This is a genomic window from Rhizobium sp. 05N430 (genome assembly GCF_056396985.1).
Genome location: NZ_JBFTMO010000009.1, coordinates 103,961 through 130,118, shown reverse-complemented (window position 1 = coordinate 130,118; position 26,158 = coordinate 103,961). Strand labels below are relative to the sequence as shown.

27 protein-coding genes are annotated in these 26,158 nt (G+C 60.8%); 14 read left to right on the top strand and 13 right to left on the bottom strand.

Features of this window, described 5'->3' with window-relative positions; translation table 11 throughout:
* Nucleotides 1–20 precede the first annotated feature (20 nt).
* Nucleotides 21–1,559 carry a TRAP transporter large permease gene (locus tag AC1DJO_RS19315; protein ID WP_477972492.1) on the top strand — a complete coding sequence of 513 codons (1,539 nt, stop codon included), beginning with the start codon at nucleotides 21–23 and terminating at the stop codon, nucleotides 1,557–1,559.
* A 56-nt stretch (nucleotides 1,560–1,615) separates the two neighbouring features.
* Here the strand turns inward: AC1DJO_RS19315 and AC1DJO_RS19310 are convergent, their stop codons facing one another.
* A complete protein-coding gene (locus tag AC1DJO_RS19310) occupies nucleotides 1,616–2,722 on the bottom strand; it encodes a TRAP transporter substrate-binding protein (protein WP_112385590.1) in 1,107 nt (368 codons plus the stop codon).
* Between the two features lie 293 nt (nucleotides 2,723–3,015).
* Between AC1DJO_RS19310 and AC1DJO_RS19305 the strand changes: the two genes are divergently transcribed.
* On the top strand, nucleotides 3,016–3,786 hold the full coding sequence (locus tag AC1DJO_RS19305; protein WP_477972490.1) for a gamma-glutamyl-gamma-aminobutyrate hydrolase family protein: 771 nt from the start codon (nucleotides 3,016–3,018) through the stop codon (nucleotides 3,784–3,786).
* Here AC1DJO_RS19305 and AC1DJO_RS19300 read toward each other — a convergent pair.
* The 3 genes from AC1DJO_RS19300 to AC1DJO_RS19290 all read right to left on the bottom strand — a co-directional run bounded on the left by AC1DJO_RS19300 (nucleotide 3,783) and on the right by AC1DJO_RS19290 (nucleotide 6,415).
* Nucleotides 3,783–4,745: a 2-hydroxyacid dehydrogenase gene (locus AC1DJO_RS19300; protein ID WP_477972488.1), complete on the bottom strand. Its 963-nt coding sequence runs from the start codon at nucleotides 4,743–4,745 to the stop codon at nucleotides 3,783–3,785. The two genes, AC1DJO_RS19305 and AC1DJO_RS19300, sit on opposite strands and share 4 nt — an antisense overlap.
* A gap of 15 nt (nucleotides 4,746–4,760) precedes the next feature.
* Nucleotides 4,761–5,783 (bottom strand): LacI family DNA-binding transcriptional regulator, encoded by a 1,023-nt coding sequence (locus AC1DJO_RS19295; RefSeq protein ID WP_112385593.1) that lies wholly within the window; start codon nucleotides 5,781–5,783, stop codon nucleotides 4,761–4,763.
* 119 nt (nucleotides 5,784–5,902) lie between these two features.
* Nucleotides 5,903–6,415, bottom strand: a complete 513-nt coding sequence (locus AC1DJO_RS19290) for a MarR family winged helix-turn-helix transcriptional regulator (protein ID WP_112385721.1) — start codon at nucleotides 6,413–6,415, stop codon at nucleotides 5,903–5,905.
* 72 nt (nucleotides 6,416–6,487) lie between these two features.
* Here AC1DJO_RS19290 and AC1DJO_RS19285 point away from each other — a divergent pair, with 72 nt between their 5' ends.
* The 3 genes from AC1DJO_RS19285 (at nucleotide 6,488) to AC1DJO_RS19275 (ending at nucleotide 9,505) form a co-directional block, all read left to right on the top strand.
* On the top strand, nucleotides 6,488–7,279 hold the full coding sequence (locus AC1DJO_RS19285; protein WP_477972486.1) for a creatininase family protein: 792 nt from the start codon (nucleotides 6,488–6,490) through the stop codon (nucleotides 7,277–7,279).
* A gap of 127 nt (nucleotides 7,280–7,406) precedes the next feature.
* Entirely contained in the window at nucleotides 7,407–8,516 is a 1,110-nt protein-coding gene (locus AC1DJO_RS19280) for a CobW family GTP-binding protein (protein WP_477972484.1), read from the top strand.
* Nucleotides 8,516–9,505 carry a WD40 repeat domain-containing protein gene (locus tag AC1DJO_RS19275; protein WP_477972482.1) on the top strand — a complete coding sequence of 330 codons (990 nt, stop codon included), beginning with the start codon at nucleotides 8,516–8,518 and terminating at the stop codon, nucleotides 9,503–9,505. Before AC1DJO_RS19280 ends, AC1DJO_RS19275 begins: the two co-directional genes overlap by 1 nt.
* Nucleotides 9,506–9,528: 23 nt before the next feature.
* Here the strand turns inward: AC1DJO_RS19275 and AC1DJO_RS19270 are convergent, their stop codons facing one another.
* Entirely contained in the window at nucleotides 9,529–10,533 is a 1,005-nt protein-coding gene (locus AC1DJO_RS19270) for a serine hydrolase domain-containing protein (RefSeq protein ID WP_477972480.1), read from the bottom strand.
* Between the two features lie 140 nt (nucleotides 10,534–10,673).
* Between AC1DJO_RS19270 and AC1DJO_RS19265 the strand changes: the two genes are divergently transcribed.
* Complete coding sequence (locus AC1DJO_RS19265) at nucleotides 10,674–11,630, top strand: NAD-dependent epimerase/dehydratase family protein (RefSeq protein ID WP_477940745.1); 957 nt, start codon at nucleotides 10,674–10,676, stop codon at nucleotides 11,628–11,630.
* Nucleotides 11,631–11,675: 45 nt separating this feature from the next.
* Here AC1DJO_RS19265 and AC1DJO_RS19260 read toward each other — a convergent pair whose 3' ends face one another.
* Both AC1DJO_RS19260 and odc2 read right to left on the bottom strand, forming a co-directional pair.
* A complete protein-coding gene (locus AC1DJO_RS19260) occupies nucleotides 11,676–12,266 on the bottom strand; it encodes a GNAT family N-acetyltransferase (RefSeq protein ID WP_477972478.1) in 591 nt (196 codons plus the stop codon).
* A gap of 88 nt (nucleotides 12,267–12,354) precedes the next feature.
* Complete coding sequence (odc2, locus tag AC1DJO_RS19255) at nucleotides 12,355–13,488, bottom strand: ornithine/lysine decarboxylase (RefSeq protein WP_112385599.1); 1,134 nt, start codon at nucleotides 13,486–13,488, stop codon at nucleotides 12,355–12,357.
* 552 nt (nucleotides 13,489–14,040) lie between these two features.
* On the opposite strand from odc2, the gene AC1DJO_RS19250 reads away from it, so the two are divergent.
* From AC1DJO_RS19250 to AC1DJO_RS19230, 5 genes are all read left to right on the top strand, one after another.
* Nucleotides 14,041–14,256 carry an antitoxin MazE-like protein gene (locus AC1DJO_RS19250; RefSeq protein WP_310296888.1) on the top strand — a complete coding sequence of 72 codons (216 nt, stop codon included), beginning with the start codon at nucleotides 14,041–14,043 and terminating at the stop codon, nucleotides 14,254–14,256.
* Nucleotides 14,253–14,579 carry a type II toxin-antitoxin system PemK/MazF family toxin gene (locus tag AC1DJO_RS19245; protein WP_477972476.1) on the top strand — a complete coding sequence of 109 codons (327 nt, stop codon included), beginning with the start codon at nucleotides 14,253–14,255 and terminating at the stop codon, nucleotides 14,577–14,579. Before AC1DJO_RS19250 ends, AC1DJO_RS19245 begins: the two co-directional genes overlap by 4 nt.
* A 27-nt stretch (nucleotides 14,580–14,606) precedes the next feature.
* Nucleotides 14,607–15,500, top strand: coding sequence for a LysR family transcriptional regulator (locus AC1DJO_RS19240; RefSeq protein WP_112385600.1), 894 nt, complete (start codon nucleotides 14,607–14,609; stop codon nucleotides 15,498–15,500).
* 102 nt (nucleotides 15,501–15,602) lie between these two features.
* Nucleotides 15,603–16,244: a DUF1007 family protein gene (locus AC1DJO_RS19235; protein ID WP_112385601.1), complete on the top strand. Its 642-nt coding sequence runs from the start codon at nucleotides 15,603–15,605 to the stop codon at nucleotides 16,242–16,244.
* 20 nt (nucleotides 16,245–16,264) lie between these two features.
* The gene (locus AC1DJO_RS19230; protein WP_477972551.1) at nucleotides 16,265–17,311 is read left to right on the top strand and encodes a nickel/cobalt transporter; all 1,047 of its coding nucleotides are present in this window, start codon (nucleotides 16,265–16,267) and stop codon (nucleotides 17,309–17,311) included.
* A gap of 3 nt (nucleotides 17,312–17,314) precedes the next feature.
* Here AC1DJO_RS19230 and AC1DJO_RS19225 read toward each other — a convergent pair whose 3' ends face one another.
* From AC1DJO_RS19225 to AC1DJO_RS19210, 4 genes are all read right to left on the bottom strand, one after another.
* On the bottom strand, nucleotides 17,315–17,521 hold the full coding sequence (locus tag AC1DJO_RS19225; protein ID WP_112385603.1) for a hypothetical protein: 207 nt from the start codon (nucleotides 17,519–17,521) through the stop codon (nucleotides 17,315–17,317).
* The gene (locus tag AC1DJO_RS19220) at nucleotides 17,518–18,207 is read right to left on the bottom strand and encodes a GNAT family N-acetyltransferase (protein ID WP_477972474.1); all 690 of its coding nucleotides are present in this window, start codon (nucleotides 18,205–18,207) and stop codon (nucleotides 17,518–17,520) included. Before AC1DJO_RS19220 ends, AC1DJO_RS19225 begins: the two co-directional genes overlap by 4 nt.
* Nucleotides 18,208–18,270: 63 nt before the next feature.
* Nucleotides 18,271–18,990, bottom strand: a complete 720-nt coding sequence (locus AC1DJO_RS19215; RefSeq protein ID WP_477950231.1) for a tellurite resistance TerB family protein — start codon at nucleotides 18,988–18,990, stop codon at nucleotides 18,271–18,273.
* Nucleotides 18,991–19,094: 104 nt separating this feature from the next.
* Entirely contained in the window at nucleotides 19,095–19,733 is a 639-nt protein-coding gene (locus AC1DJO_RS19210) for a 2-dehydro-3-deoxy-phosphogluconate aldolase (protein WP_477940758.1), read from the bottom strand.
* A gap of 151 nt (nucleotides 19,734–19,884) precedes the next feature.
* On the opposite strand from AC1DJO_RS19210, the gene AC1DJO_RS19205 reads away from it, so the two are divergent.
* The 3 genes from AC1DJO_RS19205 to trhO all read left to right on the top strand — a co-directional run bounded on the left by AC1DJO_RS19205 (nucleotide 19,885) and on the right by trhO (nucleotide 22,251).
* Nucleotides 19,885–20,373: a CYTH domain-containing protein gene (locus tag AC1DJO_RS19205; protein WP_112385607.1), complete on the top strand. Its 489-nt coding sequence runs from the start codon at nucleotides 19,885–19,887 to the stop codon at nucleotides 20,371–20,373.
* Complete coding sequence (locus AC1DJO_RS19200; RefSeq protein ID WP_477972472.1) at nucleotides 20,351–21,259, top strand: CHAD domain-containing protein; 909 nt, start codon at nucleotides 20,351–20,353, stop codon at nucleotides 21,257–21,259. Before AC1DJO_RS19205 ends, AC1DJO_RS19200 begins: the two co-directional genes overlap by 23 nt.
* A 62-nt stretch (nucleotides 21,260–21,321) precedes the next feature.
* The gene (trhO, locus tag AC1DJO_RS19195) at nucleotides 21,322–22,251 is read left to right on the top strand and encodes an oxygen-dependent tRNA uridine(34) hydroxylase TrhO (RefSeq protein ID WP_477940762.1); all 930 of its coding nucleotides are present in this window, start codon (nucleotides 21,322–21,324) and stop codon (nucleotides 22,249–22,251) included.
* Here the strand turns inward: trhO and AC1DJO_RS19190 are convergent.
* Together AC1DJO_RS19190 and AC1DJO_RS19185 are read right to left on the bottom strand one after the other, a co-directional pair.
* Complete coding sequence (locus tag AC1DJO_RS19190; protein ID WP_477940765.1) at nucleotides 22,248–24,455, bottom strand: bifunctional diguanylate cyclase/phosphodiesterase; 2,208 nt, start codon at nucleotides 24,453–24,455, stop codon at nucleotides 22,248–22,250. The genes trhO and AC1DJO_RS19190 overlap by 4 nt on opposite strands.
* Before the next feature lie 320 nt (nucleotides 24,456–24,775).
* Complete coding sequence (locus tag AC1DJO_RS19185; protein WP_477940767.1) at nucleotides 24,776–26,149, bottom strand: GH1 family beta-glucosidase; 1,374 nt, start codon at nucleotides 26,147–26,149, stop codon at nucleotides 24,776–24,778.
* Nucleotides 26,150–26,158 lie beyond the last annotated feature (9 nt).

Here is a 26,158-nt window from a genome sequence, read left to right as displayed (position 1 = left end):
ACATCCGGGGGAGAAAGCACGTGTTCGATTACGGTATCATTCCGCCCGCCATGTTCGTCGGCATGATCATTTTCATGCTTTATGGCTTTCCGGTCGCCTTCTCGCTGGCCGCTGTCGGCCTGTTCTTCGGCATCATCGGCATCATCACAGGCCATTTCAGCGAAGTGTTTCTGCAGGCGCTGCCGCTACGCTTTTTCGGCATCGTCTCCAATGACCTGCTGCTTGCCATCCCGTTCTTCACGCTGATGGGCGCCGTGCTCGAACGATGCGGGCTGGCGGAAGACCTTCTCGAAGGCACCGGCAAGCTGTTCGGCGCCATCCCGGGCGGTCTTGCCTATGCCGTCATTCTGGTCGGCGCCGTGCTTGGCGCCATCACCGGGACGGTGGCGGCTTCCGTCATCACCATGGGCGTCATCTCGCTGCCGATCATGCTGCGCTACGGCTACAGCCCGCGGCTTGCGACCGGCGTCATCGCCGCCTCGGGCACGATCACCCAGGTCATTCCGCCCTCACTGGTCCTCGTCGTCCTCGCCGACCAGCTCGGCCGCTCCGTCGGCGACATGTATCTCGGCGCCATCGGCCCCTCGATCCTGCAGGTAGCGATCTTCGTCGGCTACATTCTGATCCTGTCGATCATCAATCCGAAATCGATGCCGCCGCTGCCGAAGGAAGTCCGCGGCGACTTCGACTGGAAGCTGCTGGCCACCGTTCTTTGGGGCATGATCCCGTCGATCGTGCTGATCTTCCTGGTGCTCGGCACCATCTTCATGGGCCTTGCGACCCCGACCGAAGCAGGTGCTCTCGGCGTTGTCGGCGCCATCGCGCTTGCCGCCCTGCACCGCCGTCTCACCTGGCCGCTGATCCGCGAAGCCATGACATCGACCATGCATATCACCTCGATGGTGGTGATGATCCTGATCGGTTCGACATGCTTCAGCCTCGTCTTCCAGGGCATGGACGGTTCGCGCTGGATCGAGCACATGTTGTCAGGCATCCCGGGCGGTCCTGTCGGCTTCCTGATCTTCGTCAACATCTTCATCTTCATCCTCGCCTTCTTCCTCGATTTCTTCGAGATCGCCTTCATCGTCATCCCGATGCTGGCGCCGGTGGCCCACAGCCTCGGCATCGATCTGATCTGGTTCGGCGTCTTGATCTGCGTCAACATGCAGACGAGCTTCATGCACCCGCCGTTCGGCTTCGCGCTCTTCTATCTGCGCTCGATCGCCAGCAGAGACGTGAAGACCAAAGACATCTACATAGGCGCGATCCCTTGGGTCGGCATGCAGCTGATCCTGGTGGCGATCATTATCTTCTGGCCACAGTCGGTCACCTACTGGCTGGACAAGGGTCCGCAGGTCGACCCGAACACCATCAAGATCGAAGTGCCCGGCTTCGGCGGCCAGCTCGGCCTGCCGCCGATGGGCGCTCCCGGTGGCGCATCGCCGCAAATTCCGGGCCTCACCCTGCCGCCATTGGGCACCCCCGGCCAACCGCCAGCAGTCCCTGCCCCGGCAGCACCGGCGCAGCCCGACCTCAGCCAACCGCCGGTCATCAAGTAAGCAAAAAGCCCCGGAGAAATCCGGGGCTTTTCTTATTCCTTGTCTCGGCTGAAAGCTCAGAGCTTGCCGGCGCGCTGCTGGATCATCATGAACGTGTCGAAGGTGTATTCCGAGAGCTGCATCCAGAGATAGGCGTCGCGCTTGAACGCGGCCTGATCCTCATAGATCTTCTTGAAATACTGGTTCTTCGACGACAGGTCCTTGTAGAGATCCATTGACGCCTGGAAGCAGGCTTCCATGATTTCCTGGCTGAACGGACGCAGCGTCGCGCCTTCGGCGACGAGCTGTTTCAGCGAGCCCGGGTTCTTCATGTCGTACTTCGCCATCATGTTGGTGTTGGCGTAAGCGCAGGCATCGGTCAGTGCTGCCTGATAGTGCTTCGGCAGGCTGTTCCACTTTTCGAGGTTGAAGAAGGCATGGACCGTCGGGCCACCTTCCCACCAACCCGGGTAGTAGTAGTACTTGGCAACCTTGTGCAGGCCGAGCTTCAGGTCGTCATAGGGGCCGACGAATTCGGCCGCATCGATCGTGCCCTTTTCCAGCGCCGGATAGATGTCGCCGCCGCCGATCTGCTGCGGGATGACGCCAACCTTCGACATCACCTGACCGGCAATGCCGGCGATACGCATCTTGATACCCTTGAGATCGTCGAGCGTGTTGATTTCCTTGCGGAACCAGCCGCCCATCTGGGCACCGGTATTGCCGGCGGGCAGCGCATAGATGCCCTGCGTCGCGTAGAACTCGTTCATCAGCGTGTTGCCGTTGCCTTCATAATACCAGGCATTGGTCAGGCGGCCGTTGAGACCGAAGGGGATCGCCGTGCCGATGGCGTAGGTCGGATCCTTGCCGACGAAATAGTAGGAGCAGGTGTGCGCCGCTTCGACCGTTCCGGAGCTGACGGCATCGGCCGCTTCGAGCGCCGGGACGATTTCGGCCGCGGCAAAGGTCTGGATCTGGAAATTGCCGTCCGTTGCAGCGGCAACATGCTTGGCGACGTCATCGGCGCCGCCGAAGATCGTATCGAGGCTCTTCGGAAACGAAGACGTCATGCGCCAGGAGATTTTCGGATTTTCCTGCGCGATCGCCGGTGCTGCCAATGCGCCAGCTGCGACGGCGCCTGCCCCCGTAGCACCCGCCTTCTTGATAAATGAACGACGATCCATCAAAAACCTCCCGTATAGATGGCAATGCGCGGCTAAACTCTTCCCTACCCGTCGCAATGGCGCCGAGCTAAGCATGCAGCCGTTCGCGTTTCAAGCTTTAGTCTATGAGACTTTGGCATCACGGCAGCAATGCGGCGTGACCGGCCTTTCCATCAAAATCAGCAGTTTAGCCTATTCTTCGCGGCCGATATCGGCCACTGCCCCAATTTGGCCAGCCATTGCGCCGAGAAGTTGACTTTGAAGCCGTTCTCGGCTCTCAAATAGGCATAACCAAGAGATTTTCCGGACAGACCATGACCAAGCCGATCGTTGCCGTTCCCGCCGACATCCGAACTCTCGATGGCGCCGTCTGGCACGCCGCCCAGCATCAATATGTCCGCGCCGCACTGAACGCAGCCGGCGTGATGTCGCTGATCGTTCCGGCCTTCGAGAAGGGCTATGATATCGACGCCGTGCTCGACCGTGTCGATGGCGTGCTGGTTTCCGGCTCGGCGAGCAACGTCCACCCCTCGCTCTATGGCGCCGAGGCGAAAGACAGCGACGGTCCGTTCGACCCGGCGCGCGATGCCACCAGCCTGCCGCTGATCCGCCGCGCCATCGACCGCGGCATCCCGCTGCTGGCCATCTGCCGCGGTATCCAGGAACTGAACGTCGCGCTCGGCGGCTCTCTCGCCAGAGAAATCCAGGAACAGCCGCGCATCTGGGATCACCGCAAGCCCGACGGCGTCGACCGCGACGGCATGTATGCGATCCGGCAGAGCGTCTTCGTCAAGGAGGGTTCCTGCATCGCGGGGATCATCGGTTCCGGCGAGGTTCAGGTGAATTCATTGCACCGCCAGGCGATCGCCAAGACGGCGCCGCGGCTGCAGGTCGAGGCATTGGCCGAAGACGGCACGGTCGAAGCCGTCTCCGTCATCGATGCCAAGGCCTTCGCCGTCGGCGTTCAGTGGCATCCGGAGTATTGGGCCGAAACCGACAAGCCCTCGAACCAGATCTTCGCGGCCTTCGGTGATGCGGTGCGCGACTATGTCGCCGCGCGGACCGCATCGAAGGCCATCGCCTAAGATTTAACGGGCGTTTCCGGCACCGGCGTCAGCGGCGCACCCTTCTGGAACCAGTTGATCAGGTTGTCGGCAACCAGATCGGCCATCGCGTTGCGCGTCGGCACAGAGCCGGAGGCCAAATGCGGCAGCAGCACGGTGTTCGGCAGCGCGATCAGTCCTGCCGGCACATTCGGCTCGTCATAGAAGACGTCGAGACCGGCTGCGCCGATCGTGCCGCTCTTCAGCGCCGAAATCAGCGCGTCCTCATCCACACTCCAGCCGCGGCCGACATTGATGAAGATCCCGTCCGCCCCAAGCGCTGAAAGGATGTCGGCATCAATGATCTTGTGCGTCGAAGGCGTCTTCGGAACGATGGCGATCAGCGTATCGACGGCAGACGCCAGCTCGTTCAGCGACGGGTAATAGTCATAGGCGACGTCAGGATTGCGCGTACGCGTGTGATAGCTGATCTTGACCTTCAACGGCTCCAGCCGCGCGGCAATCTCCTGGCCGATGCGGCCGAGGCCGAACATGCCGACATGCCGGCCCTTTAGCGAGAAGCGCGACAGCGGATAGTTCACGCCGGGCTTCCAGTTGCCGTCGCGCAACCAGTTTTCGGCGCGCGGGAATTCGCGGGCGGTGTTGAGAAGCAGCGCCAGCGCCGTATCGGCAACTTCGTCGTTCAGCACGTCGGGCGTGTTGGTCACGACGATGTTCTTCGAGGCCGCGTGCTTCACATCGACGCCATCATAGCCGACGCCAAAGCTGGAGATCACCTCGACCGCAGGCAGCTGGTCGATATCTTCAGCCTTGATCAAACCCGATACCGCCACGCCGCGAGTGCGCGCCGCCGTCTCCGCATCGATCGCGAGCGCACCATGCGCATCGCGTTCAGCGGTGATCAGCTCGAAATGCTCCCGCAGCCTGGCTGGAACGCGTTCGTGTATCTTCCCGGGAACGAGAATGGCGATGCGGGACATGGCTTTTCCTCTTGATTACGTGCGGGGTCTGTAGGGGCTGGTCGACTGGCGGATCCGCATCTCAGGCTTGATGAGATGGATGCCATCGGGTTCGTGGCTGCCGGCAAGACGGTCAAGCAGCGCGCGCGCCGCAAGCCGGCCGACTTCGGCCTGGCCGTTCCAGACGGTGGTCAGCGCCGGCGTTGCGATCGATGCTTCCTCGAGGTCGTCATAGCCGGTCACCGAGATATCGCCGCCGGGGACGAGTCCGGCGCGGGCGATGCCGTTCATCAGGCCGATGGCGACGAGGTCGTTCCAGCAGACGGCAGCCGTCGGCTTCTGCGGCAGCGACAGGAAGTGAACGGCAGCCTCGAAACCGCCCTGCTTCGAACGCGGACCTGGAATGCGCAGGTTTGGATCGACCTCGATGCCAGCCTTGCGCAGCGCGTTGACATAGCCCTGGTAGCGGTCGCGGCCAGTCGAGGTCTGGTCCGTGCCGCCGATCATCGCGATCGAACGATGGCCAAGGCCGATCAGATGGTTGGTGGCAAGCGAGATGCCGTAGCTGTCGTCGCCGCGATAGGTCGGCAGATCCATCACGTCCATCGAACGGGCGACGAGGATCGCCGGCATGCCGTTGTCCTCGGTCAGTTGCAGGTCTTCGGGCGGCGTGCCGATCGCCGGCGACATGATGACGCCATCGCCGCCAAGCTGCAGCAGCGTCTCGATGAAGGTGCGCTGCTTCTCTACCGAGTCATAGTGATTGGAGAGAATGAAGGTGTGGCGGCTGCGGTCGAGCTCGCTTTCGATCGCCTTCAGGATTTCCCCGTAGAACGGGTTCATGATGTCGTGGACGACAACACCGATGATGCCCGATCGCGAGGTGCGAAGGCTGGCGGCGCGGCGGTTGTAGATATAGCCGAGCGCTCGCGCCTGTTCCTTGATCTTGTCCCGGGTGCTGCCCGCAACAAGCGGGCTATCGCGTAAGGCGAGAGAGACGGTTGCCGTTGAAATACCGAGTGTCTCGGCAATCGTCGAAAGCTTGATCTTCTGAGCCACGCATCCTCCCCAGGCAACGCGCTAGATATGGAGCGCTTGTGCGAACGGGTAGGCGCGCTCCTTAAAATATTTAATTAAAAGATTAAACGCAGGGAGGCAAACCTAAATTTCAATGGATCTCAGTTTTCGTCCGGCTCTTCGAAATGCGCGGCTTCGGCCTGCAGATTACTGTCGATCGCCTTCAGCAGCCGTACGAGATTGCGGATCTCCTTGTCGGAAAAGGCCTGTGTCGCCATCCCATCGCAACGCGATGCGGCGGTCTCGATCGACTGGACGCTGCCGCGGCCGAGCTCCGTCAGATAAACCTTGGTCAGACGCGCGTCCTCAGCATCCGGCTTGCGCTCGACGAAACCCTGCGCCTCCATGCGTCCGATCGTCCGCGTCATCGTCGGCGCCTTGACGCCGAGGCGCTGGGCGAGCCCGCCGGCGGTCATGCCATCCGTTTCCGAAAGCGAAAGAATGACGCCGTCCTGCCCGGCATAGAGACCGCTCTCCAGCAGATTGCGGGACAGCACGGTGCGCATCGAGCGCGCCGCCTGTGTCAGGGCGGGCGAGAGATCGGCAAGCGTATATTCGGTCTGGTCCTTCTTCTTGGACTTGTTTTTCTTACCGTCTTTGTGCTTCTTGCCCATCGCCATCCCTTTGATCTTCTGCATTATGACATTGCGCAGCTTCACGTCATAAACAAGGGGCATTGAAACCGCATGACAGTCCCCTCTCTAAACTTCGCGGAAAACGATCCGTCGCTCACGCCTGACGAAAGAAAGGGCTGGATTGCCGTGCTGCCGCTCGGCGCCCATGAGCAGCACGGGCCGCATCTGCCTTTCGACACCGATACCCTGATCGCCGAAGGCATTGTCGAACGCGTGAAAGCGGCGCTGCCGGCGGGCCTGCCGGTGACCTTCCTTCCCGCCGAGCTGATCGGCTATTCGATCGAGCATATGGATGTCGAGGGCACCAAGACACTGACCTATGGCGAGGCGATCCATCGCTGGCTGGGCATATCGGGGATGCTGCATGATCTCGGCATCCGCAAGCTGGTTCTGCTCAACGCCCATGGCGGCAACTCGCCGCTGACGGCAATCGTTTCGACCGAGGCCCGTGTCCACTTCAACATGTTGGCGGTGGCAACCAGCTGGACACGCTTCGGCGTGCCCGATGGCGTGATTGCGCCGGAGGCGAAGGCAATCGACATCCATGGCGGCGATATCGAGACATCGGTGATGCTGGCTCTGCACCCAGGCAAGGTGAAAATGCAGAAAGCCGCCGATTTCCCGTCGCGCCAAAGCGAATTCGCAGAGCGCTTCAAGCATCTGCGCGCCTATGGCCCGCACGCTTTCGGCTGGAAGATGTCCGATCTCAGCGCAGCAGGCGTGGCGGGCAATGCTTCGGCCGCGACGGCAGAAAAAGGCGAGGCGCTGATCGCCCATTCCGTCGAAGGCCTGATCGATCTGCTGCAGGATATCGATGCCTTCGACGCATCCGAACTCGGCTGAGGCGCAGCAGCGGCAGAATGTGATCTTATAACATTATAAAACCCTTTGAACTGCCGCTCCCAACTCCTTATATGAAACCGACCGTTTTTAGCCCCTGCGGCCGCACGCCCATTTCTTCGAGGTTCTCATGACCGACGCAATCTCCACCCAGCAGAAGCCCATTCCCGTTACCGTGCTCACCGGTTATCTCGGTGCCGGCAAGACGACGCTGCTGAACCGCATCCTGTCCGAAAATCATGGCAAGAAATATGCTGTCATCGTCAATGAATTCGGCGAGATCGGCATCGACAATGACCTGATCGTCGAGTCCGACGAAGAGATCTACGAGATGAACAACGGCTGTGTCTGTTGCACGGTGCGCGGTGACCTGATCCGCGTCGTCGAGGGCCTGATGCGCCGTCCCGGCCGCTTCGACGGCATCATCGTCGAAACCACCGGCCTCGCCGATCCGGTTCCCGTCGCCCAGACCTTCTTCATGGATGACGACGTCCGCGCCAAGACCGAACTCGATGCCGTGGTCGCCCTCGTCGATGCCAAGCATCTGCCGCTGCGCCTGAAGGACAGCCGCGAAGCCGAAGACCAGATTGCTTTCGCCGACGTGGTCCTCATCAACAAGACAGACCTCGTGACCGCCGAGGAACTGGCGCAGATCGAGGATATCGTTCGCGCCATCAACCCGTCGGCCCGCGTCTACAAGACCAACCGCTCCGGCGTCGATCTTGCCCGCGTGCTCGATCAGGGCGCCTTCAATCTCGAGCGTGCGCTGGAAAACGACCCGCATTTCCTCGAGCACGGCCATGACGACCACGTCTGCGGCCCGGACTGCGATCACGATCACCACCACCACACGCATGGTCATGACCATGACCACGATCATCACCACCACGATCACGGACGCGACCATCATCACCATGGCGCCGTATCGCCGATCCATGACGTGACGGTCCAGTCGGTGTCGCTGCGCGGCGGCGAGATGATTGCAGAGCGCTTCTTCCCGTGGATCCAGAAAATCACCCAGACGCAGGGCCCGAATATCCTGCGCTTGAAGGGCATCATCGCCTTCAAGGACGATGCCGAGCGCTATGTCGTTCAGGGCGTGCACATGATCGTCGAAGGCGACCACCAGCGTCCGTGGAAGGATGGCGAGAAGCACGAGACCCGTCTCGTCTTCATCGGTCGCGAACTCGACCGCGAAAAGCTCGAAGCCTCCTTCAAGGCATGCGAGGCTGCGGCCTGATGCCAACAGTTGCTCCGCTTGATCTCGACGGCCATATCCTGGCCGTCGAATTTTTAGGTGACACCCCCTTCTTCGCCAATGCCAACGGGACGTTCCACCGGCTGGATGGCGCCGAGAAGGTTTCCGAAGCCCACCAGGGCATGCTCACCTGCATCCGCGATCCCTATAGCGAAAGCCTGATTTCGGGCGGCGAAGACGGCAAGGTACTACGCATCGGCGCCGATGCCTCCGTGACCGAAATTGCCAGCGCGCCGCGCAAGTGGATTTCGCAGCTTGCCGCAGGCCCCCAGGGCGCAATCGCCTATTCCTATGGCAAGAGTGCATTCGTGCGCCTCGCCAATGGCGAGACCAAGGAATTCACCGAAGAGCGCACCGTCGAAGGCCTGGCCTTCGCGCCGAAAGGTCTGCGCATTGCCGCTGCCCGATACAACGGCGTGTCGATGCACTGGGTTTCGACAGTAGCCAAGCCTGTTGATCTCGAATGGAAGGGTGCCCACACAGGCGTCACCTTCTCGCCCGATGGCAACTTCCTTGTCACCTCCATGCAGGAAAACGCCCTGCACGGCTGGAAGCTGGATATCAAGCCGGGCACCGAGGCACGCCACATGCGCATGACCGGCTATCCGGCCAAGGTGAAGTCGCTGTCTTGGTCCGCCAAGGGCAAGTGGCTCGCCTCATCTGGCGCCCCCGCTGCCATCGTCTGGCCCTTCCAGGGTAAGGACGGCCCGATGGGCAAGTCGCCGCTGGAACTCGGCACGCGCGCCAACATCATGGCGACTGCAGTCAAGTTTCACCCGGCCGAGGATATCCTGGCGATCGGCTTCATCGACGGCATGATCCTGGCCGTTCGCCTCGCCGACAACAAGGAAGCCCTGATCCGCCGCCCCGGCAAGGGTGCGATCACCGCCATGAGCTGGAGCAAGAACGGCAAGCTGCTGGCCTTTGCATCCGAAGCCGGCGATTGCGGCGTGGTCGACATCTCGGCGTGAGTTGACGGCGGCGTCAGCCGCCTTCACGACGTCTTTGCCGCCTCGATGATGTCCGCCAGCAGGTCATGTAGCGCGTCACGATAGCCGTTACGCGCTGAAGGGCCGCTTTCCGCCGAAGTCATGGCGACCGTCAGGTTTAACGACGGAACAATGTAAAGCATCTGGCCGCCATAGCCCCAGGCGAAATGCACGGTTTCGCCGCCGATCTGCCGCTCGAACCAGCCATAGCCGTAACCGTCTCCCGAGAAGCGCGAATTGGTTCGATGCTGCCAAGACTGGACGATCCAGTCTGCGGGCACGACCTGCACACCATCAGCCGTCTTGCCGCCATTGCGGTACAGGTCGCCGAAGGCCAGCAGCGATAGGGCACTCATCGCCATCTGATTGCCGCCGAGATAGATGCCCTGCGGATCCCGCTCCCATGCGCCGATGCGGAAACCTTGAACGGGCTCCAGCCATTCGCGCGCCAATGCCAAAGTGGACTTGCCGCCGACTTTCGTGAGGATTGCCGAGAGCAGGTGCGTCGATGCCGTTGAATAGAGCATCTGGCCGCCCGGCTCGTCATCGAAAGGCTGGGCCAGCGCGAAGCGAACCCAGTTGCGGCTGGAGACCCAGCGCCCATAGTTCGGCCCCGACATCCGCCCGAGCCCCGCCTGCATCGAGAGGAGATTGCCGATGGTGATGTCATTGAGTCGCGGATCGGGATTATCAGGGAGATCAGTCTTGAGGATCGGCGCGATCTTCTGATCGGGTCCTTCCAGCAGGCCCTTCGAAATGGCGATACCCACCAGAGCCGAGATGATCGACTTCGAAGCCGATTTGATATTCGCGGACTCAGAGGTCGTGTGGCCACGATACCCCTGCTCGGCAACGATCTCACCATTCCTGGCAATCATGACCGTCTTCAGCGGTGCCAGTTCCTGTCTGTTACCGAGATTATCGAGCAGTCCCGCGAGCGGCTTGTCCTCCGCTAAAGCGGCAAGTGGAATGGCGATGACAATGAGCACGGCGGCGAGAATTTTGAGCATGCCCCTCACCTAGGGCCATCAGGATAGAAAATCACCACCGAGCCGGGCCGTCTCACGTGGACGTGAAACGTTATGAAGCCCCTTGCCCCTGGCATGTCCGGCGCGACATAGTCCCGGCCGGATGGATGGAGGAGAAGGTCATGGCACGAGTCGTCGTTATCGGAGCAACAGGTCACGTCGGTACCTATCTGGTGCCGCGGCTTGTCGAGGCGGGCCACGAGGTCATCGCCGTCAGCCGCGGCACTTCAGAGCCCTATCTGCCGCACGCGGCCTGGAAGAGTGTAGAGACCAGGCAGATGGACCGCGCCGCTCTTGAGCGCGACGGCAGCTTCGGCCGGGCAATCCGTGCGCTGAAGGCGGATATCGTCATCGACAAGATTTGCTTCACCCTTGATAGCGCCCGCGAACTCGGCGAAGCGCTGAATGGCCATATCGGCCACCTGCTGCACACCGGCACGATCTGGACGCATGGCCATTCGCTTGCCGTGCCGACACGCGAAGACGCGCCGAAAGCTCCCTTCGGCGAATACGGCATCCAGAAGAAGGCGATCGAAGACTATCTGTTGGAAGCCGCGAAGCTCCGCGGTCTACCGGTGACGCTCATCCATCCCGGCCATATCGTCGGCCGCGGCTGGGCGCCACTTAATCCGGCCGGGCATTTCAACCTCGCAGCCTTCCAGACCATCGCCCGCGGCGAGCAGCTGACGCTCGCCAATTTCGGCCTGGAAACGGTGCACCATGTTCACGCCGATGACATCGCGGCACTCTTCATGGCGGCGATCGGCAATTGGCGCGCTTCGACCGGCGAGGCTTTCCATGCCGTTTCCGAACAGGCGCTGACACTGCGCGGCTATGCCGAAGCGATGTATCGCTGGTTCGGCCATGAGCCGAACCTGGCCTACAAACCGTATGATGCGTGGAAGGCAGATGAGACGCCCGAGGATGCCAAGGCGACATGGGAACATATCGCCCGCAGCCCGAACTGCTCGATGGCAAAGGCCCGGCATACTCTGGATTTCCGGCCGCGCTACAGCTCGCTTGAAGCCGTCCAGGAGTCAGTCGGTTGGCTGATCGACAAGGGCAAGATCAAGGGCTGAAACAAAAGAAGCCCCTCTCCTTTCGGGAGAGAGGCTTGTTACCGGTCAGGCCGCCTTCCGGACCGGCGCGCTCGTCAGCATGCGCCCCGTGGGAACGATCATGCCGGCTGCGCCGTCAAGCCAGCCTTCGACGAGTTCAAGCGCCAGAAAGCGCGAACGTTCGAACGGGCCGGGCATGACGAGATGGCGGGCGCCCTCGGCAAAGAAGCCGAAGCGCTCGTAATAGGCCGCATCGCCGACCAGCAGGATCGCGCCGTGCTGACGGTTCTTGGCTTCGAGAATTGCAGCGCGCATCAGCGCCGCACCAATGCCCTTGCCTTCATAGGCGGCATCGACGGCGAGCGGGCCGAGCAGCAGCGCATTGATCGGCGTGCCTTCGCTGTTGACGCCGGCTTCGACATTCCAGAGACGGACAGTGCCGATGACATGGCCGTCGCCATCGCGGGCGACCAAAGCCAGACCTTCGGCCGGAATACGGCCGCGGCGGATCTTTTCCGACGACTTCTTGCGGCGGTTCGGACCCATGGCGCGGTCGAGCAAATTCTCGCGGGCTACGACATCCGAGGGATTTTCGGCGTCGATGGTGAAAACAGAGGGCGCAAAGAATGCGCGGACAGAATCAAGAACAGCGGCCATCGTGGCCTCCCGTACCCAATACCGTAGTTAGCGGCGATGAAAAGGAATTGTGAGTTTGCCGCCCCGGCTGGCTACGGGGCGAGCTAGATCAGATAATATAGGCCTTCAGCGGCTCGAAGCCGTTGAACGCGACCGCCGAGTAGGTCGTCGTGTAGGCGCCGGTGCCTTCGATCAGGATCTCGTCGCCGATCGAAAGAGTGAGCGGCAGCGGGTAGAGATTCTTTTCGTACAGCACGTCAGCGGAATCGCAGGTCGGGCCGGCGATCACGCAAGGCTCCATTTCGTCGCCGTCGCGCTCGGTGCGGATCGGGTAGCGAATGGCTTCGTCCATCGTTTCGGCCAGACCGCCGAACTTGCCGATGTCGAGGAACACCCAGCGGGCAGCGTCGTTGTCCGACTTCTTCGAGATCAGCACGACTTCCGTTTTGATGACGCCGGCATTGCCGACCATGCCGCGGCCCGGCTCGATGATCGTCTTCGGCAGGTTGTTGCCGAAGTGGTCACGAAGGCTCTGGTAGATGGCACGTCCATAGGCTTCCGCCGTCGGAACGTCACGCAGGTACTTGGTCGGGAAGCCGCCGCCCATGTTGACCATCTGCAGGTGGATACCCTGCTTGGCCAGCTGAACGAAGACGCGCTTGGCATCGGCGAGAGCCGAATCCCAGGCATCGACCTTGGTCATCTGCGAGCCGACGTGGAACGAAACGCCATAGGATTCGAGACCGAGCTGGTGAGCGTAGACGAGAACGTCGACGGCCATCTGCGGAACGCAGCCGAACTTGCGCGACAGCGGCCATTCGGCGCCTTCGCCATCCGTCAGAACGCGGCAGAATACGCGGGCGCCGGGAGCCGCGCGCGAGATCTTCTCGACTTCCTCGTGGCTGTCGACGGCGAAGAGGCTGACGCCGAGCGCATGCGCGCGGGCAACGTCACGTTCCTTCTTGATCGTGTTGCCGTAGGAAATACGGGCAGCGGTCGCACCGGCGTTCAGCGCCATTTCGATTTCAGCGACGGACGCGCAATCGAAGTTGGAGCCCATGTCGGCGAGCAGCTTCAGGACTTCCGGAGCCGGGTTTGCCTTGACGGCGTAGTAGATGGCGCTGTCCGGCATGGCGTGACGGAAAGCGGAGAAGTTGTCGCGCACGACGTCGAGGTCGACCACGAGGCAGGGACCGTCGGGACGTCGGGTTGCGAGAAAGTCGCGGATGCGCTGAGTGGTCATGTCAATCCCTTTTCAATTCCAGAGCTCCGGCAAAAACCGGAGGACAAAGGGCATACGGGAACTCGCATTGGAACCAGCCGGTGGAGACCCCGGAACCATAGCAAGCGCTCGATGCGCAAATGATGAATCGCCGCCGCATACGCGACATGGATTCGGCTTTGTCTGCCATGGATTGGAGGGGGTTCCCTACCGCACTTCCGGCAATGAAGGTGTGCCTCTTCAGTAACCCCCGCTGATGGAAAGCAGGGAGAGAACAAAAAGGCCCGCACCGTCGTTGCTTCAGGCGTCCTCGCATTTTCCGGTTGGCCGGAATAGCGACTGGAGGGGTTAATTCCAGGTACCTTACCGATTTCCTCACCAATTCGAGGGTTCGGCGGACACCCATGGGCACGTGCGACTTTGGGCTGAGGACGAGATAAGAATATTCGTCGTCATAATCAAGAATTTTTTTGACCCCTGCCGCAAAAAATCAAAGCCGCGAAAAATGCGCCGAATTGCGTGCCGAGGCGTCACGCGTTACACTTATCCTTGGAAAAATCGGAGGAAGTGCCAATGTCGGCCGCCGCAGAGCGCATGAAGGCGATGAGAGAGCGGCGGAAGGCCAACCACCTTCGCGAAGTGCGCATCGTTGCGCTCGATGCCCGCTCTCCCGAAGTGAGAAGGCGCATTGCAAAGCAGGTCGCCGCTCTTAACAAGGATGATGAGCGGGAAGTTCTGGAGTGGATTGAGGCAGCTGCCGACCTCCGTGGCTGGACATGGCCGGAATGAAACGTGGCGACATCGTCACGATCGCGATATCCGGCGATTATGGAAAGCCTAGGCCCGCGGTCGTTGTACAAACCAACGCCATTTCCCAGGAACATGCCTCTGTCGTCGTCTGTCCGATCAGTTCAACAATCGTGGAATCTGATTTTCGGCCGATTCTGGATGCCGCCGAAGGAACGGGTTTGCGAATTCGTTCTCAGATCATGACCGACAAGATTATCGGCGTGCCGCGAGAGAAAGTCGGAAAGATCATCGGACACATGACCGAAACCGAACTTCGCCAGCTCGATGCCGCGCTTGCATTCCTTCTCGGTCTCGTAGATTGACCTCCTAGAACCTGGATAAAAAGACATATGGACACGCTCACCCGCATACGCGCTTTCATCGATGTCGTCGAAGCCGAGGGCTTTTCCGCCGCTGCGCGCCGCACTGGCCGCTCCAAGGCGCTGCTTTCCAAATATGTCCGGGAACTGGAAGACGAGCTCGGCGCTCTGCTACTGAACCGCACCACCCGCCAGTTCTCGATGACCGAGGCCGGTCATACCTATTACCGGACGGCATCAGACATCCTGAAGGAGATCGACAATCTCGCCGATCTCGTCCGCGAGAATAATGCACAGCTGAAGGGCCGCCTGAAGATCTCGGTTCCGCGCACCTTCGTCGATGCCGATGTCGGCCAGTGCCTCATCGATTTCGCCAAGGAAAATCCGGACCTGCAGCTGGAGATCGCCGCTGACGACCGCTTCGTCGATCTGATCGAGGAGGGCTTCGACCTGGCGATCCGCGTCACCAAGCTTGAAGACTCCGGCATGATCGCCCGCAAGATTTCGGATTTCCGCGTCCATATCTGCGCGACGCCGGAATTTCTGGAGCGCTATCCTGATATCGAGCATCCGTCGGATCTCGCCAATGTGCCCTTCATCGTCGACCGGAACTCACGCACGCAGGCGAGCATCCACTTCTACAATCCGGACAGCACGACGTTTACCGTCGCCGTTTCCGGGCCGATGGAGGTGAACAGCCCGCATGCGACATTACGCGCAGCGCTGTCAGGCCTCGGCATCGCGCTGATCCCTGATTTCATCGCCCGCAAGCCGATCGAGGACGGCCGTCTGGTGACGCTGTTCAACGACTATATCCCCACCGATCGCGGCATTTACGCCGTCTATCCGCACCGGCGCTATCTGCCGGCCAAGGTCCGCATCTTCGTGGATTACCTGCACGGCTGGTTCAAGAAGCATAGCTGAGCCACGGCTGATTCACTTTGCCACCTTGAGACCGGTCCCAATTCCGTCCCATTGTCAGGCAAGAAAACTGCAACCGATTTGGGCAGAGCGATAAGCCGACGCATGAAAAAATCCACGCTTCCGATCGCCGGCCTGCTGGCACTCGCGCCCGTCGCAGCCATGGCGCATCCGCACATCTTCGTGGAGGCCCGGCTCGAAGTGGTGGCGGCACCGGATGGCACGATCCAGGAGCTGAGAAACATCTGGCGCTTCGACGAGGTCTTCTCATCGTCCGTCGTCATGGATTTCGACAAGAACACCGACCTGAAGCTTGAGCCAAACGAACTTGCCGAAGTCGGCAAGACGGTGCGGGATTCGCTGGCCGACTACGACTACTACATGAACATGACCGTCGATGGGAAAAACGTCACGGTCGAGAAGCCCGACATCATCCATGTCGATTACAAGGAGGGCCAGCTGCTGATGTTCTTTGCAGTCAAGCCTTCGCAGCCAATGCCGCTGAAAAGCAAGTTGACCTTCGGCGTCTACGATCCAACGCTCTACACCTCGATCGACTTTCCGTCCGACAACGAACTCGTGCTGGTCGGCGATGGCTTCAAGGGCTGCAAGCATGACGTTCTGCGCCCCGACCCCGACCAGGTCATTTCAGAAAACAAGCAATCCCTGACCGACGCCTTCTTTAACGACCCGACCGGCACCAACATGTCGAAACTCTTTGCCACCAGGCTTGAGATCTCATGCTGAAACGATCCATCCCGTTCCTCATGCCCGCGGCGGCCCTGATGATGGCCGTGGCCGTCAGCGCCGCGCACGCGCAGTCTCCACTCGGGATTGGAACCGCAGAGCCGAGCTTCCAGCCTATCGGCGGCCCGCTTGCACCTCTTCTTGCCTATGTGAACTATGAACAGCAGGCCTTCTACCGGGCGCTGACCGGCGCCCTGAAGGCGATGCGTCAGGATCCCTGGCAGCTGACATCGCTGATAGGCCTGTCCTTTGCCTATGGCGTCTTTCACGCCGCCGGCCCCGGTCACGGCAAGGCGGTCATCTCGTCCTATATGATCGCCAACGAAGTCGAGCTTCGCCGCGGCGTCGTGATCTCCTTCATCTCGGCCTTCATCCAGGGCATCGTCGCCGTTGCCCTCGTCGGCGGCGCGTGGCTGGTGTTGCGCGGTAGCGGGATCACGCTGACGCAGGCAACGCACGCCATGGAGATCGCCAGCTTCGTCATGGTGATTGCCTTCGGCGGCTGGCTTCTCTTCCGCAAGCTGCGCTCGATGATCTCAGGCATGCCGAAACGCGAAGTCGTGGCGACGCCGGAAGGGCCGGTCAGCATGATGCTCGACTGGAAAGATAACGAGACGGAAAAGAACGCCTATGCATTCGGCGAGACCCAGGCCCGCAGCGCCGGCCACAATTTCATTTCGGGCATGGCCTGTGAAACCTGTGGCCAGTCACATATGCCGGATCCGTCATTGCTTGGCTCCGATACGTTCAGCATCCGCGAAGCCTGGTCGGCGATCATCGCCGTCGGGCTGCGCCCCTGCTCCGGCGCATTGCTGGTCATGACTTTTTCGCTGCTGAACGGGCTCTATCTCGGTGGCGTGCTTTCCGTGCTCGCCATGTCCTTCGGCACGGCGATCACCGTCGCGATCCTCGCAACGCTTGCCGTGACAGCCAAGGGTGCTGCCGTTCGCATCGCGGGTCGGGGCTCGGTGACATCTGTCTGGATCGGCAATGCGATCGAGATTCTCGGCGCCATACTCGTCATCTGCTTCGGCGCCCTGCTTCTTGGCGCCTCCCTGCAGGGCTGACGCTCAGCGGCTCTTGTTTCGCTGATAGCGGGCGCGCAGCCAGAAGATCGCGAAGAAACCAAGCAGCAGGATCGCGCCGACCGCAAACGCAAGCGGCGGCGAATATTGGCCGATCCACAAAACCAGGGTCGGCAGGAAATAGATGACCAGCCCTGCAACCAGGAGAATGACGGCGGCGGCGACGGCCTGCGAACGGCTTTCGGGGCTCATGCCAGCCGTTCCTTTTCCAGATCGGCGCGAATGTCCTGCAGCTTGCGCTTCTGGTCTCCGTTTCCATCGAAATTATCAGGCGACAGCCAAGCCTTGAAGGCATCGTCGAGCAGCGGCCACTCGCTGTCGATCATCGAAAACCAGGCGGTATCGCGGTTGCGGCGCTTCGAGATCATGTGCTGACGGAAGACGCCTTCGAAGGTGAAGCCATAGCGGGCCGCGGTCGTCTTGCTCGGCTCGTTGCTGTTGTCGCACTTCCATTCGTAGCGGCGGTAGCCGAGGTCCTTGAACACATGCTTGGCCATGAGGTAATGCGCTTCGGTGGACAGCGGCGAACGCTTCATCCCGGCGCCATGAGCAACACCGCCGATTTCGACAACGCCATTCGCGGGATCGGCGCGCATGTAATTCGCCATCCCGACGATTTCGCCCGTCGCATTGTCACGGAAGATATGCGTCAGCCAGCCGCCCTTCTTGGCGTTGTCGAGCCACGTACCGAAATCCTCGATACCGCCGAAATCGTCCTGTGCGAAATAGAGAAGCAGCGGATTGATGCCCATGCCGCCAAGACCGTCCCACAGGGCCTGCAGATGCTGTTCGCGGACGAACGGCTCAACCGTCACATAGCGGCCCTTCAGCGTCACATAGCCGGGGGCGGAAACCTTGTAGGTGGAAAGATCGCGCATGGTCACTCCTCTGGTGGAAGAGTGGATAGGCCAGCCGCCCCGGAAAGGCAACCGGCCCCTTTGTCACTGTGACAGCGTCACCTTCGCGGAAGACACAGTTGCCTCTATATGATCGACCAGCGCATCGGCAAGACCGAGACGGCCCGCCAGCAGATCGAGATAGCCGCGCTCGGCACGGGAATCCGGCTCGATCGTCAGGCGCGAGGCGGTATAGAGTTCCACCTTCTGCTCCTCGGTCCGGGCAGCGCCAACAAGCGCGTCGAGATCGGTTGGCGAGGCCAATTCCTTCTCAATGAAAGCGGCAGCTTCGCCGCTGACATCAGCGGCCTTCATCTTGCCCATGATCAGCGCACGTTCGCCATCGTCGATGTGGCCGTCGGCTTTCGCAGCGGCGATCATGGCACGGATCAGCACCAGCACGAACTCATTGCTAGCAGCAGGCGACTGCGGGCCGAAACCGGAATCGGCAGGCGGAGCAAGAACAAGCGGCGGCGATGAAGGAGTAGCCTCGGCAGGAGCGGCAGGCGTCTGCCCGGCCTGATAATTCTTGTAGGCCTGATAGCCGAGGCCGGCAATCGCGGCCAGACCGCCGATCGTCAGCGCATTGCCGGCAATGCTGCGGCCGGTCTTCGTGCCGAGAAGGGCTGTCGCCAGCGCTCCGGCCTTCCACGGATTGTCCTTGGCGAGCTGCACCGCACCGCCCGCGCGATCGCGAACACTGCCGCCAACACCCGGGATTTGCGATCCCAAAAACTGATCAAGAAGCTTCTTTGCGTCGAACATTCCCCGTCGTCTCCCTGTTTTAAGGCTGGGATGAAGATAGGAAGTGCAACTGTAAATACAAATGCAGGCGCAAGGCGCCTGCATCAATAGCGATCACTTAAATGTCAGGCCTGCAGCGCTGCAGCTTCGGCTGCAAGCTTGGTGATACCTGCCCAGTCGCCCGCGACAACCAGCTCCTTCGGCGCAACCCAGGAGCCGCCGACGCAGACAACGTTCGGCAGCGACAGGTAATCATTGGCGTTCTTCAGCGAAATGCCGCCGGTCGGGCAGAACAGCATGCCGGCGAGCGGCGAGGACAGAGCCTTGAGATAGGCAGCGCCGCCGGCCTGCTCGGCCGGGAAGAACTTGAGGACCTGATAGCCTTCTTCACGAAGCGCCATCACTTCGCTCACCGTTGCTGCGCCTGGCAGCAGCGGAACGGGAGACTGGGCGGCGGCATCGAGCAGTTCCTGCGTCGCGCCGGGGCTGACGATGAACTTCGAGCCGGCGGCAACGGCAGCTTCCCAATGGGCGGCATTAAGGATGGTGCCGGCACCAACTTCAGCGCCTTCCACTTCGTCGGCAACGGCGCGCACGGCTTCGAGCGCAACCGGGGTTCTCATTGTGATCTCGATGGCCTTCAGACCGCCGGCGACAAGCGCCCGCGCCAGAGAAACGCCGGACTTCACGTCGTCGATGATGAGCACCGGAACGACCGGCTGAAGCTTGAGGATGGAAAGGAGCTTCTGTGTCTTTTCGCCCATGGCCAAGATCCTTTGAAACGATTGAAATTCGGGCTCCGAGATACGCCCAAGGGTACACTTTGTCGAGACCAAACCGATCTTTGGCATAAATGGGTTTGAACCATTATTTTTTTGCGCTAGCTTAGCCCCTCGTCACGAAAGGTCACTGGCAATGGCGAAGGAAATCGAGCGGAAGTTTCTGGTACGCACCGATGGATGGCGCGCCAAGGCCGTATCGAAGGCAATTCTCAAGCAGGCTTACGTCGCCTCGATGGACGACCGTTCCGTCCGGGTGCGCATCCTCGATGACAGCAGCGCCCGGCTGACGATGAAGATCGGCCGCAGCACCCTGACGCGCGACGAATTCGAATATGATATCCCCGTCCCCGATGCCGAGGAACTGATGGAAAACGCCATCGGTATCGTCATCGAGAAGACCCGCTACCGCGTGCCCCACGAAGGCTTCATCTGGGAAGTCGATGTCTTTGGCGGCCCCCATCGCGGCCTCGTGATTGCAGAAGTCGAACTGAAGGCGGAAACCGACAGCCCCTCTCTGCCCTCATGGCTCGGCCGCGAGGTCACCGGCGATTTCCACTACTCGAACCAGGCGCTGGCGACCGAATACCAGTACGACCGCCATGCCCTTCCGCATTCGGCCTGACGCGGATTTTACCGATAGCTTCAAGGATGCTGCGACCGGCGAACTGCTGGAAGCGATCCGCATGCTCGAACAGCGTCCGGATGGCACACACGAGGCGATCCACGCCTTCCGAAAGAACCTGAAAAAGGTGCGCTCGCTCTACCGGCTGGTGGCCGGGGAGATGGGCGCAATCCGGAAACGCGAGAATATCCGGCTAAGGGATGCCGCCAGGGCGCTCTCCACCATTCGCGATGCCGAAGCGCTGATCGAAACCGTCCGCTATCTGCAATCTCATGCGCGCGATGACGACGAGCGCGCCTCACTCGAGCGGATAGCTATCATCTTAGAAACCCGACGGAACTGGATGACCGAGGCCGAGGCGGGCATCGAGCCGAAGCTTCTGGAAACCAGCGGCATTCTGAAAGAGGCGATCGCAGCGCTGGACGGTCTCTCTTTTCCGGGCAAACGCGACAAGACTGCGAAACTGATTGCCAAGGGATGGGAGCGGACGGCAGCGAAAGCGCTAGCCGCGCTTGACGCCTGCCATGGCGAGGCCTCCGACAGCGCCTTCCATGAACTGCGCAAGCGAACGCAGGATTACCGCGCCAATCATAAACTCCTGACCGTCCTCTGGCCTACTGCGATGAAAGCCAAGCGCGATGCGGCGAAGGCGCTGGTGGATCGTCTGGGACACGTCCACGATCTGTCCGTGCTCAGCGATCTCGTAGAGGCCGAGCCGCAGCTCTTCACCCGCAATGACGATCTTGCGCGCCTGCTCGATGCGATCATCCACCGCCAGCAGGACGACCGCCGCGAGGCGTTGGTCATGGCAGAGACCATCTTTGCCGACGATCCTGGTGAAGAGGCACGGCGCATCCGGCTCCTCTGGAACGCAGCGGCAAAGTGACTTGAGCGCCCGCGCCAACAGGCAATTGCACTGACGGGCCGAAAGCTGTATTTCCACCGCCCATGACCGACAGCATCAATAGCTCAAGCTCGTTCCTCGTGGCGGCGCTCTATCATTTCGTTTCCGTGCCGCGCTTCGAAAGCCTGCGTGAGCCGCTGCAGACGCTCTGTGAGGCAAACGGCGTGAAGGGAACGCTGCTGCTTGCCCATGAGGGCATCAACGGCACGATCGGCGGACCGGATGAAGGCGTCAGGACGGTACTGGCCTATCTGCGCGCCCAGCCGGAATTCGCGACACTGGAGCACAAGGAAAGCCGCGCATCAAAAATGCCGTTCCTGCGCATGAAGGTGAAGCTGAAGAAAGAGATCGTCACCATGGGCGTCGAGAACATCGACCCCAACAAGGTGGTTGGTACCTATGTCGCGGCAAAAGACTGGAACGAATTGATCTCCGATCCCGACACCATCGTGATCGACACCCGCAACGACTACGAGACGGCCATCGGCGTCTTCCGCGGCGCCGTCGATCCGCAGACCAAGACCTTCCGCGAGTTTCCGGATTGGGTGCGCAACAATCCCGGCCTGCACAACAAGCCGAAGATCGCCATGTACTGCACCGGCGGCATCCGCTGCGAAAAGGCGACGGCCTTCATGAAGGAACATGGCTTCGACGAGGTTTATCACCTCAAGGGCGGCATCCTGAAATACCTTGAGGAAGTGCCGCAGGAGGAAAGCCTCTGGGAAGGCGCCTGCTTCGTCTTCGACGAACGCGTGTCCGTGGAGCACGGTTTGAAGGAAGGCGAGCACAAGCTCTGCCACGCTTGCCGCAACCCGATCACCGCGGAAGAGATCACCTCACCACACTATGAGGAAGGCGTTTCCTGCAGCCATTGCTACGGCACGCGCAGTGAAGAAGATCGCCTGCGCTACCGTCAGCGCCAGCATCAGATCGCGCTTGCCCGGAAGCGCGGCCAGAAGCATATCGGAACCTAGGCTGCACTCGTCCGGCGCGGAGGCCGGCGCTGCTCGCGCCGCGCCTCCAGCATTTCGGTGATCTTGTCGGCCGTCACCGGCCGGCTAAAGTGATAGCCTTGCAGGCTGTCGCAACCGAAGAGACGGACGGCGACCGCCTGGGCTTCCGTCTCGATGCCCTCGGCCGTCACCGGAATATTGAGCGATCGTGCAAGGGCGACAGTTGCCTGCAGCATCTCGCGCTGGCTCTCGCTCTCGGTAACGCCATCGACCAGCGAACGGTCGATCTTGATGCGGTCAAAGCCGAACTGGCGCAGGTAACCGATCGACGAGAAACCAGAGCCGAAATCGTCGAGCGCAATCTTCACGCCGAGCGTCTTCAGCCGTTCGATCGACTGGCGCGTGCGCTGCGGATTCTGGATCATGTAGCCTTCGGTGATCTCGAGTGTCACCCGGCGCGCTTCGATTTCCGTTTGCTTCAGAACGTAGCGCACATAATCGGTAAATGCCGGATTGCGGAACTGGCCGGGTGAGACGTTGACCGAGATCCGCAGATCCGGCCACTGCTTGGCGGTCTCGCATGCCTTGCGCAAGACGAACAGGCCGAGCGCTTCGATCAGGCCGCTGGTCTCGGCAACCGGAATGAAGACATCGGGCGAAATAGGACCGAAGCCTGGACGGTTCCAGCGCACCAGCGCTTCCACGCCATTCATCTCATAGGTCTCCGCATCGATCAGCGGCTGATAGGCAAGCGTCAGATCGCCGCTCTCGATCGCAGCGCGCAGATCGATCTCCAGCGCGTTGCGCTCTTCGCGGTCTGCATCCATCTCCGGATCATAAAGCATCATCCGGGCACGGCCGGCTTCCTTGGCCTTGTACATCGCGAGGTCGGCGCGGCGCACCAGCTCTTCGCGGTCAGCAACGCCTTCGGGCGACATCGCGATGCCGATGCTGGCGCCGATGACGACGACACGGCGGCCGATTTCCAGCGGCTCGGCGAGGAAGTCGAGAATCTGTTCCGAGAGCTGCAGAGCTTCGGCATTGCCGCCTTCGGAATGGAAGGCAATGGCAAACTCGTCGCCACCGATACGGGCGAGAACGGCATGCGACGGGATCAGAACCTTCAACCCGGCCGCAACGGCACGGATCAGCTGATCGCCAGTGCCATGGCCGTAGCTGTCGTTGACTTCCTTGAAGCCATCGAGATCGAGGTAGAGAATGAGAATGTTCTTCTTGTTTTGCTGGGCTTCCTCGACCATCGCGTCGATGGCGATCCCCAGCCCCTCGCGGTTCCAGAGACCACTCAGCCGGTCGCGAAGCGCCTCCTCGCGGGCGGTGATTTCTTCCGCCTTGAGACGCCGTCCGGCCATCCAGCCGATCACCAGAAGTACGGCGAAGAACAAGCCCACCAAGCCCAAGGCTTTCACCACGGTCGGCCGCACCTGATCATAGCCGATGTCTCCCGGCGACCGCGACGTCCAGACGAGCTTGCCGAGCGTGATACCCGCAGCATCATCGATCCTGACGGAATATTTTGCGGCGTAGTCCGCGGGCACAAGCTTCATGCCATGGATCACATAGGTGTCGCCAAGACCGGTCACCTTGGCATCATCGAGATGCCGCGCGAAAATCAGGTAGCGGCGGCTGCCCGCTGGCTTGTCCAACGCGCCCGATTTATCGCGTACCAGCGCGATGCCCGCAGCGGCGATGCCCGACTTCGTCCCGACAAAACCGACAGCCTCCGGATCAGTTAGATCTGCCGCTCGAACCTTGTCGAACAGGGTCCAGAGCGATGGTGCGAAGAAGTCGTCGAGACGGCCCTCCATCGCCTTGCCATCACGAAAGGCCATCAGCGGTTTCTTGTTGTCATCAATGACGATGGCCATGTCGAACAGCGAACTGTTGACGGACATCTCGCCGTAATTGCTGATCGTCCACGCCATGCCGCCATCAGCATAGACATTGGCGGCGGCGTCGTCCCATGCGGCATAGTCGTTGAGGGTCGCGCCGAGCTGCTCTTCGAAGGTCTTCAGCGCTCCAGCGGTGGTCTCCCGCGAGCGCTCGTCGTCGAGCACGTTGGCATTGTCTGCGACGCGCGAAATTGCGGTCAGGATCATCACAGTGACGATCGCGACGATGACGGCGAAGGTCAGCAACACGCCCGTGACGGTCGTGTGCCGGCCTATCCCCAAGGCCTGATTTTTTTGCCCGAATAACTTAGGCATTTATTGCTCCCCGATGGCAGGGACTGTGCCAGTCAAGAGCTCAAGAAACTGTTAAAAATCACGGCAAAACGATTAATCAGCGGGTGTTTTACAGATAAATTTCGCTATCTATGCAAAAACCGCCCCCGGAGCATCGGAAGCGGCTGACTTTGCTGCATATTTTGCGGCCGCACCATGCTGCTTATTCAGCGCCGTGACACGGAAAAATCGGAACAGAAACCGATTTCCGGTCCCGATTCGGGTTGCCAAAATCACCCCCGAAACCCAGGGGTGATTTTCCGCAATTTTTGCTGAACTCCAGAGTAGAGGCGAAGCTCCGGTCAGGCAGTCTTGTGGTTGCCCTTGGGGAACTGGGCAGCGAGCTCGCGATACCACTTGCCGCTCTTCTTAACGGTGCGGACCTGGGTGTTGTAATCGACATGAACGAGGCCGAAGCGCATCTTGTAGCCTTCCGCCCATTCGAAATTGTCCATCAGGCTCCAGGCAAAATATCCGCGCATCGGATAACCGTCCTTGATCAGGTTGGCGACGACATCGAGGTGGTCGCTGACATAGTCGAGGCGCATCGTGTCATCGACTTCGCCATTGACGACATCGGTATTGTCGCAGGCACCGTTCTCGGTGATGTAGCATTCCGGCAGGTCGTAGCGGCGGTAGAGATCCTCGACCAGATGCTTGAGACCAGGCGCGTAGACTTCCCAGCCGATATCGGTCTTGATGTCACTCGCCGGTGCCGCCTCGACAGTCCAGGGGAAATCGCCCTTCTTCGAGGCATCGTCGTGGACGCGGTCCGGCTTGTAGTAGTTGAGGCCCCACCAATCGAGCTTCTGGTTGATAATCTTCAAGTCACCGTCTTCGATGACGGGCATACGATCGCCGAGCGCCTCGACGAATTGCTTCGGATATTCGCCCTTGAAAACCGGATCGAAGAAGGCGCCGTTGTGGAACTGATGCGCGCGCTCCGCGGCAGCGAGATCGGCCGGGCTGTCGGAACCCGGAATGATCGACGAGGCGTTGAGCACCAGACCGACAGGAACATTCGGCGCCTCGGAGCGGATCGCTTCGACACCGAGACCATGGGCGAGGTTCATGTAATGCATCGCATGCAGCGCTGCCTGCATGTTGCGCTCGCCCGGAGCATGGATGCCATAGAGGTGGCTCAGCCAAACGATGCACCACGGCTCGTTGAAGGTTGCGACCGTATCGAGGCGGTCGCCGAGGCGGGCCATAACCGTCTTGGCATAGCGCTGGAATGCATGGGCGGTCGAGCGCGCCGTCCAGCCGCCGTCGCCGGCGAGCAGCAGCGGCAGATCCCAATGGTAAAGCGTCGCGAAGGTCTTGATGTCGCGCGCCTTGCAGCCGTCGACGAGGCGGTCGTAAAAATCGAGACCAGCCTCGTTCACCGGGCCGGTACCGTCAGGGATGATGCGCGGCCAGGCGATCGAGAAGCGGTATGCCGAAACGCCCATCTCCTTGATCAGGTCGAGGTCTTCGTCGAGGCGGTTATAGTGATCGCAGGCGACATCGCCATTGTCCCGGTTATAGACGCGGCCCGGCATGTTGCAGAATGCATCCCAGATCGACGGCTTGCGGCCATCGGCCTTGGAGGCACCTTCGATCTGGAAGGCGGCTGTCGCCACGCCGAAGGTGAAATCACCCGGGAAGCGGGCTGCGAGAAGCTTCGGATCGATCATGATGTTTTC